We start from the raw sequence: 12,776 nt of genomic DNA, 5'->3' as shown, positions 1-12,776 counted from the left end.
GCGCTGTCAGGCGCCCCGCCGGCTCAGGTTAAAAGCGCGTTTGCAGCGCCAGCTCGAAGGTCCGTGGCGCCCCCAGGTACAGCTGGGTTTGCCCCGTGGTGCGGGCGTAGACCTGATCGGTGAGGTTGCGCACCCGGCCGGTGATCCGCGTATCGGCATTGAGCTGGTAGCCGACGAATGCGCCGAAGATCGTGTAGGCCGGCGCATAGCGGGTGTTGGCCGCGTTGGCGTACATCGACGACACGTAGCGCGCATCGCCGCCCACGTGCCAGGACGGGGCAAGGTCATAGCTCAGCCACAGGTTGGCCACCTTGTCCGGGGTGTTGGTGGGGCTGTTGCCCTTGCGCGACACCGGGCGCCCGCCGACGTTTTCATAGAACTCGTCGTACTGGGCATCGACATAGGCCAGGTTGCCTTCGGCCAACAGCTTGGGCGTGACCCGCAACGAACCGGCCAGCTCCACACCGCGGGACGATTGCTGGCCCACCGGCTGGCTGCTGCCGGGGTTGCTCGGGTCGGCGGTGGACAGGTTCTTGCGCTCGATGCGGTAGGCCGCCAGGGTCGCCGAGCCACGGCCATCGAGGAAATCGAACTTGCTGCCGATCTCCCACTGGTTGCCGGTGCTGAGGTCAAAGTCGCGCACCTGCCCGTAGCTGGCGGTGGTCAGGATGCCCGACGGCGGATCGGCGGCGGTGCTGTATTGCACGTAGACGTTGGCCGCTGGGGTCAGCTCATAGACCAGCCCCAGGCGCCCGGTGGTGGGGCGGTATTTGCGCTGGAAGAACGCCGGGTTGGCTTCGGTGACGGCGCGGTAGTTGGTCACTTGCAGGTCGATCTGGTCATGGCGCAAGCCACTGAGCAGGGACAGGCGATCGGTCAGTTGCAGGCGGTTTTCCAGGAACAGGGCCCAGGTGTCCACCTGGTTGCGGCGGTTCTTCTCGAAGCCGCGCTGCATGCCCGGCAAGTCCCAGAAACTGCCCGGATCGAAGTCGCCCGGCGCAACGCCAGGCAGCGTGCCCGACACCGAGCGCGGGTAGTTGCTCATCACGTTGTGGCTGTAGTCGAGGCCCGCCGACCACTGGCTGTCGAGGCCGAACAGCGAGTTGTGATGCATCAGCTCGAAACGGTTGCCGTTGAGTTCCTGGGCGTGGCGCTGAAGCAGGATGCCGGAACGCAGCACCTGGCTGTTGTCACTGTTGTAGGCGTAGTTTTCCAGGTTGCGGTATTCGCGATCGGCGTTGTAGTGGTACAGGGTGTTGCGCAGCGAAGTGCGCTCATCGAGCTGATAATCGATGATCGAGCGCAACCACTGCACCCGCTGTTCATAGCGACCGTCGCTGACGTTGTAGTTCTCGAAACGCCGGCGCTTGTCCACTTCCATCTTGCCCCCCAGGGGGTTCAGCGCTGGCGTGCCCCAGTAAGGGCTGTCGACGCTTTCGTTCTGGTACTCGTAGGCCAGGGTGTGGGACAGCTGGTCGTTGAAATCCGTCAGCAGGGAAAACGCCGTGGTCCAGGCATCGCGCTGCTCGCGGTCGACATAACCGTTGCTGCTGGTGTGGCTGACATCGAAGCGCGCGTAGTGCCGCGGCCCGGCGCCGTCGTTCAGCGCATGGTTGAAACCGAAGGAAGTTTCGCGGCTGTCGAAGGAGCCATAGCTGACCCGCCCTTCATTGAACGACTCGGTGCGCGAAGGCAGCTTGGTGATGTAGTTGATCGAACCGCCCACCGCGCCGGTGCCATAGAGAAAGCTCGACGGCCCGCCCACCGCCTCGACCCGATCGTAGATCCAGCTGTCCACGGGACGGGCGGCGATGGAGTCGTATTGCACGCTGATGCCGTTGAACAGCTGGGTGATCTGCGGCCCGGAAAATCCGCGATAGGAGACGAACCCCGGAATGCCCGGCGATGCCGCCGCGTTCATCCCCGGCACGCTGGCCAGGATGTCCTGGGTGTTGGCGGCGCCGCGCTGCTCGATCTGCTGGCGGTTGACCACGTTGACCGACGCCGGGGTTTCCCGCGGGGTCAGGCCCAGGCGTGAACCGGTGCTGGTCTGGGTATCCAGTTGCAGGCCGGGTTGCGGCAGCTCGTCGGCGCTGATGCGCGTCTGCGGCAATTGCAATGGGGCATCGGCCAGGGCATTGAACGACAGCGCACAGCACAGCGCCGCGCAGCTGGAGGAGCGATAAGGGAACGTCATGGACTCGGACTCGAAAAAATCATCGAACAGCCCCCGGCCGCCGTCGCCATGGCGACCGCAGGAAAGTACCGGGGGATGAAAAAGACGCGGCGGCCTGGGCCGTCGCGCAGCAGCGCTAGGCGCGCAGAGGAGGAGCCCGAGGATTGAGTGACGGCCAGGAGTAACGCGGCGGCGCCTTGCTGCGCTGCTCGACCTTGACCCGCGCCGAGCGTCGCCCCAGCAGCAGCCAGGTCAAGCAGAACAGCAACCCCAGCCCGAGGCTCACCGCCGAACACAGGGGACAGACAAAAGCCCCCAGGGTGCCGGGGCGGGTGTTGTCGCTGGGGCCTTCATCCAGGGTCGATGCCGATTCGCCCAGGGCGTGACAGAACTGCCCGCCAACGCCGGTGATCTCCAGTGCCGCCATCTGTCCATGACCCAGACCGCAGACGAACACGTTGAACAGCACGCAGAAATACAGCGTCCAGGCAATGTGAGGGCGATGTGAGGGGGCTTGGGTCATGGCGGCAAGATTAACAGTGAAAAAAGCACTGGAAAATCACCCAATCATGGCGAGCCAAACGCAAGGAGCCGCCAGCGGTGAGGTTGTGGCGAGCTTTATAACCGAGGCCCGAAGGGCCGAGGATCGGACCAGAACTAAAGTGCGGGCGCTTGGTTTTTGCAGCGGGTTGAAGATGCAGGCAGATCAAGCGCGACGGCGGCCTTGCGGCCGGCCCGCCGCTGAAGCGGTGTCTCCCTCCGTAGGAGCTGGCTTGCCAGCGAAAGCGTCAGCCCAGGCGATGCAAGCCTTGCGGGCGGGCGTCCAGCAACGCCTCCACCACCGCCCGGGCCATCTCTACCTAATGCACCATGGACCAGATCAGCCCGCGCTCGATGCCGCTGCCCTGCTGGGTGATTTCATCGCAGACCTCCTCGGCGCATTTGAGCAACAACGCCACATGCACCAGCGCCTCTTCAGCGCTGACGCCTTCGCGCACGCTGAACAGCGAGTCGGGTGTAACGGCTTTGGCCTGGGTGTTGCGCTGGAACAGCGCCGGGTCCTGTGGTTGCCGGGCCAGAGCCACGCGCAGGGTGGCGTTGGCGGCCTTGAGTTGGGGATCGCGATAGGACGTGGGGGGATCGGGGACAATCTTTTTCATGGTCAAACTCCGATATGAAACTCATGGGAGCCGCCACCGTTCGCTTGCACACGAATAAGGTGGCAGCCGTGCGCAGGTGTGCAAGACCGGGCATATCGGAACCCGGCAGACTCGAAAGTCTCCCACGCACGGCTGCCATAACGCAGAAACGAAGGGCAAGAAAGCCCGGAAACTGCTTTTGACAACGATGCGCCGACATGACCGGACTTGCACATCCGAGCCATCGATTGGGCGATGGCTCCAGCACCCTAGCCCGCTCACCCGGCGCATTCAAGCGGCCGGCAGTTTCTCGGATTTGCCTTACAAAAGAAAGCGAATCGGCGTAGTTCCAAGCACCTTTCAGCACTCTCTGAAACAGCCACGGCTCTGTGGCGAGGCTGTTTGTTCCCCCGGGTTAGCCTGTCAGCAACCTGCCCGCTCACCGTCCCGTCGCCCTGTTTTCGTATCGGCGCTGTACCTGACCCGCGCCAACTGGCCCGGCGATGCTCGCCCGTTCGCAGCCTTCGGCAGCGCCTACAAGGGCAGGCACACCCCATCCAGCAGACAGGCAGATCGTGCGCCTATGTGCCCCAGCGCACAGACACCCTCCCCCCTGGCCGCCACCGTCAAGGTTGCAGCTTTTTGCCTGAAACGTTCGTCGCGACGGTGCATCGATTTGACCGCACGCCCCGCTCCCGGCCCTCCCTCGCACCCCGTGCCGAGGTACGGCTCTGTTATGCCAAGGAAAACATGGACAGTCATTGGACCCACGCATTCCTGAGGTTCTGGCGGCTGCCCGCCGCCAGATACGGCCAATGGAAGGCCTCGCGCAAGCGCGTCGAATACCAGGCGCCGCTGCGCTCGGAATTGTTCAGCAGTGAACAGATGGCCAGCCACGGCACCCTGCTGGCGCAACAGCACCGCCTGAGTCGCAGTCGCACTCCGGACTGGCTGCTGGCACGCCTGGCGGACAACGCCAGCGCCCTGGCCAGTTGCTGCAAGAGCCTGACCGCCGCCAGCGGCAACTCGCCCCGAGCCACCCCCGCCGCCGAGTGGCTGCTGGACAACTACTACCTGCTGGAAGAGCAGATCCGCATCACCCGCACCCACCTGCCCCGGGGCTACAGCCGGCAGTTGCCGCGCCTGGCCAACGGTCAGTCGGCGGGCCTGCCGCGGGTCTACGACATTGCCCTGGAAACCATTTCCCACGGCGACGGCCGGGTCGACAGCGAAAGCCTGGGGCGCTTTGTCGACAGCTACCAGAGCGTCACCCCGCTGATGCTCGGCGAGCTGTGGGCGATCCCGATCATGTTGCGCCTGGCCCTGATCGAGAACCTGCGACGCGTGGCCTTTCGGGTCATGGCCAACTGGAGCGAGCGCAATCTGGCCAACGACTGGGCCGACCGCCTGATGGAAACCGCCGAGCAGGACGCCAAGAGCGTGGTGCTGGCGGTGGCCGACATGGCCCGCTCGGCGCCGCCCATGAGCGCCGCCTTCGTCGCCGAACTGGCGCGCCGCCTGCAAGGGCAGAACGCCGCCCTGGTGCTGCCCCTGGCCTGGATCGAACAACTGCTGGGGGAAACCGGGCTGAACATCGAGCGCCTGGTGCAGCTCGACGCCCAGCAGCAGGCCGCCGACCAGGTGTCCATCAGCAACAGCATTTCCAGTCTGCGCCTGCTCTCGGCCAGCAACTGGCGCGAGTTCGTCGAGCTGATGAGCCGGGTCGAACATGAACTGCAGGAGGACCCGGCCAAGGTCTACCGGCGCATGGACTTCGCCACCCGCGACCATTACCGGCATGTGCTCGAACGCCTGGCCCGCCACTGTCCCCTGAGCGAACAGCAGGTGGCCCGGCAGTGCATCGAACTGGCCCAGGCCCACTACCGCGCCGACGCCCCGGAAGCCGTGGCCGGCCACGTCGGGCATTACCTGATCGGCGCCGGACGCCGCACCCTGGAGCAGCAGATCCAGGCCCGTGTGCCCCTGGCCGAACGCGGCCGACGCCTGCTGACCCAGGCGCCCCTGGGCTTTTTCCTGGGGCCGGTGATGCTGCTCTCGGCGCTGTTTGCCTGGCCGTTTCTCGACGCCCTGTATCAGGAAGCCGCCCCCGGTCATTACTGGCTGGCGCTGTGGGCGGTGCCGGCGCTGCTGCTGGCCAGCCGCCTGGCCATCGGCCTGATCAACGGCCTGGTGACCCTGACCGTGGCCCCGGGCATTCTGCCGCGCCTGGACTACAGCGAAGGCATTGCGCCCCGGGCCCGGACCCTGGTGGCGGTGCCCTGCCTGTTCGGCAACGCGGCGGATGTCGAAGAACTGGTGGAAGGCCTGGAAGTGCGCTTTCTGGCCAACCGCGATGCCCAGCTGTACTTCGCCCTGCTCAGCGACTTTCTCGACGCCCCCAGCGAAACCCTGGACGGCGACACCGCCCTGCTGGCGCTGGCCCGACAACGCATCGAGGCGCTGAACCTGAAGTACCCCGAAGAGGCGGTGGATCGTTTCTACCTGCTGCACCGGCCACGCCTGTGGAACCCCGCCGAATACTGCTGGATGGGCCACGAGCGCAAGCGCGGCAAGCTCGAAGACCTCAACGCCCTGCTGCGCGGCCGGGGCCAGGAGCGCTTCTCGCTGATCGTCGGCGATATCCAGGCCCTGCCCGAGATCACCTACGTCATCACCCTGGACAGCGACACCCAACTGCCGCGGGACGTGGCCCAGCAATGCGTGGGCGCCATGGACCACCCGCTGAACCGGCCCCAGACCGATCCGCTGAGCGGGCGCATCGTCAGCGGCTACGGGATTCTCCAGCCGCGGGTCGGCATCAGCCTGTCGAGCACCGCGCGCAGTGCCTATTCCCGGCTGTTCGCCAGCGATGCCGGGATCGATCCCTATACCCGCGCGGTGTCGGACGTCTATCAGGATCTGTTTCAGGAAGGCTCCTTCGTCGGCAAGGGCATCTATGCCCTGGATACGTTCGAACAGACCCTGGGCGGGCGCTTTGCCGACAACCGGATTCTCAGCCACGACCTTATCGAGGGCTGCTATGCCCGCTCCGGGCTGCTCAGCGATGTGCAGCTGTTCGAGGAATACCCGGCGCGCTACAGCGCCGACGTCAAACGCCGCCAGCGCTGGATTCGCGGCGACTGGCAACTGCTGCCCTGGCTCCTGCCCTGGTCGCCCAAGGCCGGCGGCGGCCTGGAAAGCAATCGCCTGAGCCCGCTGGCACGCTGGAAGATCCTCGACAACCTGCGCCGCAGCCTGGAGCCGATGGCCTTGCTGGGCATGCTGCTGTGGGGCTGGCTGGGCACCGAACAGCCCTTGGCCTGGACCCTGGCGGTGCTGATTGTGCTGCTGGTGATGCCGCTGTCCGCGGCCTTGCGCGAGCTGCTGCACAACACCCCGGAAGTGCCGGTGCTGCAACAACTGAGCGCCGCCCTGGGCAGCGCCGGCCAGCACCTGTCGCGGGCCCTGCTGCCCCTGGCCTGGTTGCCCTATGAGGCCGCCTACAGCCTGGAGGCCATGGGCCGCGCGCTGTGGCGCATGGGCATCAGCAAACACTATCGCCTGCAATGGCAGCCCTCGCGGGAAGCCGAACGCGGCCCGGACGACAGCCTGCTGCAACTGTACCGACGGATGTGGATCGGCCCGCTGCTGGCCCTGCTGCTGGCGGGGTTGCTGTGGCCGCAGCCGCAACTGCTGATGGCCGCGCCGCTGCTCCTGGCCTGGCTGGCCGGGCCGGCCCTGGCCTGGTGGCTGAGCCGCCCGGCGAGCCAGGTGGCCTTCGTGCCATCCGCCGCCCAGCGGCGTTTTCTGCGCAGTCTGGCCCGTCGCACCTGGGGCTTTTTCGACCAGTACGTCGGCCCCGAGGACCACTGGCTGGCCCCGGACAACCTGCAGGAACAACCCCAGCGCCGGGTTGCCCATCGCACCTCGCCGACCAACCTCGGACTGGCCCTGCTGGCGCACCTGACGGCCCACGACTTCGGCTACCTGAGCAGCCAGCGGCTGTTGCAGCGCCTGGAGCAGATGCTGGCCAGCATGGGCCGCCTGGAACGTTATCGCGGGCACTTCTACAACTGGTACGACACCCAGAGCCTGCAACCTCTGCCGCCGCGCTATGTGTCCACCGTGGACAGCGGCAACCTGGCAGGCCTGCTGCTGACCCTGCGCCCCGGCCTGCAGGCCCTGGTGGACAGCCCGCCGGACCTGCTGCAGATCGCCAACGGCCTGCAGGACAGCCTCGATGTGTTCCAGGACGCCCTCACGGCGGCCGGCCAGGACACCGCCCCGGTGCTGCGCTGGCGCCTGGAAACCCGCGCCGTGCATGAGCACCTGAGCCTGCACGCGGACGTCGCCCCGGATGCCTTGCTCGGGCTGCTGCAACGCATTGCCGAGGACGCGACCCAGGCCCCGGGCGCAACCACGGACGATGTGGGCTACTGGCGCTCGGCACTGGTCGCGCAATGCCAGGACCTGCATGACGAACTGCACTGGCGCTGCCTGCCGCCCCTGGCCGACGGCCGCCGCTTCGGCACCCTGAGCTGGCGCCAGTTGGCGCAACTGGACCCGGACTACTGGCTGCCGATGCACCGTGAACGGATCATCGCGGTGCGCGAACGGGCGCTGGAACGCGTCAACTGCGCCGGCCGCCTGCTGGAAAGCGTGACCGCCATGGCGCAGATGGACTTCGGCTTTCTCTACGACACCCGCCGGCATTTGCTGGTGATCGGCTACAACGCCGAAGAGCACCGCCTGGATGCCGGCTACTACGACCTCTTGGCCTCGGAAGTGCGCCTGACCCACTTTGTCGCCATCGCCCAGGGGCAACTGCCCCAGGAAAGCTGGTTCGCCCTCGGCCGCCTGCTGACCAGCAGCGCCGGCACCCCGGTGCTGCTGTCCTGGACCGGCTCGATGTTCGAGTACCTGATGCCGATGCTGGTGATGCCCAGCTACCAGGGCACCCTGCTGGACCAGACCTGCCGCGCCGCGGTGGCCCTGCAGATCGAGTACGGCCAGCAACAGGGCCTGCCCTGGGGCGTGTCCGAGTCGGGCTACAACACCCTCGACAGCCAGTTCAACTATCAGTACCGGGCCTTCGGCGTGCCGGGCCTGGGGCTCAAGCGCGGCCTCGGCGCCGAGCGGGTGGTGGCGCCCTACGCCAGCGTCCTGGCATTGATGGTGGCGCACCAGGCGGCCTGCCAGAATCTGCAGCGCCTCGCCCAGCTGGGGCTGGCGGGACGCTTCGGCCTGTATGAAGCGGTGGACTACACCGAGTCGCGCCTGCCCCGGGGACAGCACCAGGTGGTGGTGCAGTCGTTCATGGCCCACCACCAGGGCATGAGCCTGCTGGCCCTGGCCTGGTTGCTGCTGGACCAGCCCATGCAACGGCGCTTCGAATCCGATCCGCAGTTCCAGGCCATCGCCCTGCTGCTGCAGGAACGGGTGCCGAAAACCGCCGCCCAGTACCTGCACGCCGCCGGTGCTCCAGAAGCCGACGAAGCGGCCCGGGCCCACGAAAACAAACTGCGGGTGTTCGCCGACCCAGACCGCAAGCGCCCGGCGGTGCAGCTGCTGTCCAACGGTCACTACCACCTGATGCTCAGCAGCGCCGGTGGCGGCTACAGCCGCTGCAACGAACTGGCGGTGACCCGCTGGCACGAAGACCCGACCCGCGATCACTGGGGCCAGTTCTGCTACCTGCGGGACGTGGCCAGCGGCGACTTCTGGTCCGCGGCCTACCAACCGACCCGCCGCCGCCCCGAGCATTTCGAGGCGATCTTCACCGATGCCCGGGCCGAGTTCCGGGTGCGTGAACGGGACTTCGACAGCCATCTGGAAATCGTCGTCTCCCCCGAAGACCCCATCGAACTGCGCCGCCTGCACCTGTGCAACCGGGCCCGGGGGCGCCGCAGCATCGAGCTCACCAGCTACGCCGAGGTGGTCCTGGCCCCGGCCCAGAGCGATGCGGCCCACCCGGCCTTCAGCAACCTGTTCATCGAAACCGAACTGCTGCCCAGCCTGCAGGCCATCGTCTGCAGCCGTCGGCCACGGGCTCAGGAGCAGCCGGTGCCGTGGCTGTGCCACCTGCTGGCGGCGCACGGTGTGGACATTGACGCCATCTCCTATGAAACCGACCGCGCGCGCTTTATTGGTCGCGGTCGCGATCTGGCCGCGCCCCAGGCCCTGGACCCGCAGGTCGAACGGCTCTCGGGCAGCGCCGGGCCGGTGCTCGACCCGATCGTCGCCATCCGCTGCCGGATCACCCTCGACCCCGGCCAGAGCGCCACCATCGACCTGGTGACCGGGGTTGCCGAGAGCCGCGAACACTGCCTGCAACTGATCCACAAATACCGCGACCGACACCTGGCGGACCGGGTCTTCGACCTGGCCTGGACCCACAGCCAGGTGCTGTTGCGCCAGCTCAACGCGTCCCTGGCCGAAGCCCGGCTGTACCAGCAGATGGCCGCCTCGCTGCTGTATGCCAACGCCAGCCTGCGGGCCGACAGCAGCCTGCTACTGGCCAACCGACGCAGCCAGTCCGGACTCTGGGGCCAGGGCATTTCCGGCGACCTGCCGATCGTCCTTTTGCAAGTGGGCGATCTGGCCAACATCACTCTGGTGCAGCAACTGATCAAGGCCCACGCCTACTGGCGGCAGAAAGGCCTGGCGGTGGACCTGGTGATCTGGAACGAGGATCAGGTCGGCTACCGCCAGCAGCTCCAGGACCTGATCATGGGCCTGGTGACCTCCGGCAGCGAAGCCAGCCTGATCGACCGTCCCGGGGGCATCTTTGTGCGTCCGGCCCAGCAACTGTCCGGCGAAGACCGCATCCTGATCCTGGCGGTGGCGCGCCTCGTGATCAGCGACAGCCGCGGCAGCCTCGCCGAGCAGGTCCACCGGCGCCGCGCCGATCCCTCGCTGCCGCGCCTGGAGGCGCCCCTGGTGCGCCTGCCGCAACCGGCCGGCAGTGCCCCGCCAGCGCCGCTGCCGGAACTGATCCTGGACACGCCCTACGGCGGCTTCAGCAAAGACGGCCGCGAATACCTGATCAGCCTCAACCCCGGGCAACCGACCCCGGCACCCTGGGCCAACGTGCTGGCCAACCCGCAGTTCGGCACGGTGATCTCGGAAAGCGGCGGCGCCTACAGCTGGCGCGAAAACGCCCACGAATACCGCCTCAGCCCCTGGCACGACGACCCGGTCAGCGACCCCAGCGGCGAAGCCCTGTACCTGCGCGACGAAGACAGCGGCCAGGTCTGGTCGCCCACCCCGCAGCCCTGCCCCGGCAGCGGCAGCTACCGCACCCGCCACGGCTTTGGCTACAGCGTGTTCGAGCATGAGGAGAACGGCATCCACAGCGAGCTGACGGTGTACGTCGCGGTGGACGCGCCGATCAAGTTCTCGCGGCTGAAGATCGGCAACCGCAGCGGCCGGCCACGGCGCCTGACGGTGACCTGCTACGTGGAATGGGTGCTGGGGGAATTGCGCGGCCGTTCGGCCATGCACGTGGTCACTGAAAGCGATCCGGTCAGTGGCGCCCTGTTCGCCCGCAACCCCTACAACATGGAGTTTTCCGGGCATGTGGCGTTTCTCGACAGCGACTCGGCGCTGCGCAGTTTCACCGGCGATCGCAGTGAGTTCATCGGCCGCAACGGCAGCCTTGCGGCGCCGGCGGCCTTGACCCGCGGGCGTTTGTCCGGACGCTCCGGCGCCGGCTTCGACCCGTGCGCGGCGATGCAGGTCGCCGTGGAACTGGCCGACGGCCAGAGCCAGGAGGTGCTGTTCCGCCTGGGGGCGGAAACGGACGCCAAGGCGGCGACCCGGCGAGTCCTGCAATACCGCGGCAGCCAGATGGCCCAGAGCGAGCTTGAGGCGGTGCACCGGCACTGGCGACGCAGCCTGGGCAGCGTTCAGGTACGCACCCCGGAACCGGCCATCGATGTCATGGCCAACGGCTGGCTGATGTACCAGACCATCGCCTGCCGCTTCTGGGCCCGCAGCGGTTTCTACCAGTCCGGCGGCGCCATCGGTTTTCGCGACCAGTTGCAGGACAGCATGGCGATGATCCACGCCGAGCCGGCCCTGGCCCGCGAACACCTGCTGCTGTGCGCCGCCCACCAATACCCCGAGGGTGACGTGCAGCACTGGTGGCACCCGCCGCAGAATCGCGGGGTGCGCACCGGCTGCTCCGACGACTTCCTCTGGCTGCCCCTGGCCACCAGCCGCTACGTGCAGATCACCGGCGATCGCAGCGTGCTGGAGGTCGAGGTGGGTTACCTGGAAGGTCGCCAGCTCAATCCCGGGGAAGAGTCCTACTACGACCTGCCCCAGGCCAGCGGGCTGCGGGAGAGCCTCTACCGCCACTGTCAGCGGGCCATCGAGCACGGCAGCCGGCGCGGCGTCCACGGTTTGCCACTGATGGGCACCGGGGACTGGAACGACGGCATGAACCGGGTCGGCGAACGGGGCCTGGGGGAAAGCGTGTGGCTGGGGTTCTTCAGCCACGAGGTGCTGCAGCGGTTCGCCGTGACCGCCGAGCAGCATGCCGATCCGGCCTTCGCCCGGGCCTGCCGCGAGCAGGCCCTCGCCTTGCGCACGGCCCTCGACAGCCAGGCCTGGGACGGACAGTGGTATCGCCGCGCCTGGTTCGATGACGGTCAGCTCCTGGGCTCCGCCGACAACCAGGAATGCCGCATCGACTCCATCGCCCAGAGCTGGTCGGTGCTGTCCGCCGCCGCCAGCGACGCCCGCCAGCACCAGGCCATGGACTCCCTGGACCGGCACCTGGTACGCCGGGGCAGCGGCGTGGTGCTGCTGCTGGACCCACCGTTCGCCCACAGCCCGCTGGACCCGGGCTATATCAAGGGCTACGTGCCCGGGGTGCGGGAGAACGGTGGCCAGTACACCCACGCGGCAGTCTGGGCCAGCATGGCCTTCGCCCGCCTGGGGGACAGCGCCCGGGCCTGGGAACTGCTGCACATGATCAACCCGGCCAGTCGACGCAGCGCCGAGCAGGTGGCCACCTACCGGGTCGAGCCCTATGTGGTGGCGGCCGATGTCTATGGCGTGGCACCCCACACCGGGCGCGGCGGCTGGAGCTGGTACACCGGCTCGGCGGGCTGGATGTACCGGCTGATCGTCGAGTCGTTGCTGGGGCTGCGTCGCGAAGGCGAGCAGCTGTTCATCGAGCCGGTGATCCCGGCTCATTGGCCGGGCTACAGCCTGGACTACCGGTTTGGCGAAACGCTCTACCACATCGACGTGCGCCAGAGCCCCGGCGCCCCCCTCAGCCTGAGCCTGGACGGCCGGCCGCTGCCGGATCTGGCCATACCACTGCTGGACGACGGCATTACGCGCCAGGTGCTACTGACCTGGCCCGTCAGCGCCGCGCCCCCGCAGACCGGGCATTCCCCGACAGCGGTCATCACCGAGCCGGCGCCATGACAGACAGCGGGCAACGCCCT

4 protein-coding genes are annotated in these 12,776 nt (G+C 67.5%); 1 reads left to right on the top strand and 3 read right to left on the bottom strand.

The features are described from left to right. Window positions 1-28: 28 nt before the first annotated feature. The 3 genes from GGI48_RS25595 to GGI48_RS25585 form a co-directional block, all read right to left on the bottom strand. The gene (locus tag GGI48_RS25595) at window positions 29-2,197 is read right to left on the bottom strand and encodes a TonB-dependent siderophore receptor (RefSeq protein WP_179600625.1); all 2,169 of its coding nucleotides are present in this window, start codon (window positions 2,195-2,197) and stop codon (window positions 29-31) included. A gap of 115 nt (window positions 2,198-2,312) precedes the next feature. Then, a complete protein-coding gene (locus GGI48_RS25590) occupies window positions 2,313-2,699 on the bottom strand; it encodes a DUF2946 domain-containing protein (RefSeq protein WP_179600623.1) in 387 nt (128 codons plus the stop codon). Between the two features lie 337 nt (window positions 2,700-3,036). After that, window positions 3,037-3,336: a hypothetical protein gene (locus GGI48_RS25585; RefSeq protein ID WP_179600620.1), complete on the bottom strand. Its 300-nt coding sequence runs from the start codon at window positions 3,334-3,336 to the stop codon at window positions 3,037-3,039. Between the two features lie 729 nt (window positions 3,337-4,065). On the opposite strand from GGI48_RS25585, the gene GGI48_RS25580 reads away from it, so the two are divergent. After that, entirely contained in the window at window positions 4,066-12,756 is an 8,691-nt protein-coding gene (locus GGI48_RS25580) for a glycoside hydrolase family 94 protein (RefSeq protein WP_179600618.1), read from the top strand. Window positions 12,757-12,776: the final 20 nt, after the last annotated feature.

It is taken from the genome of Pseudomonas protegens (assembly GCF_013407925.2).
GTDB lineage: Bacteria > Pseudomonadota > Gammaproteobacteria > Pseudomonadales > Pseudomonadaceae > Aquipseudomonas > Aquipseudomonas fluorescens_AP.
The sequence above is the reverse complement of the archived record's forward strand: the minus strand, read 5'-3'. Positions and strand labels throughout refer to the sequence as shown.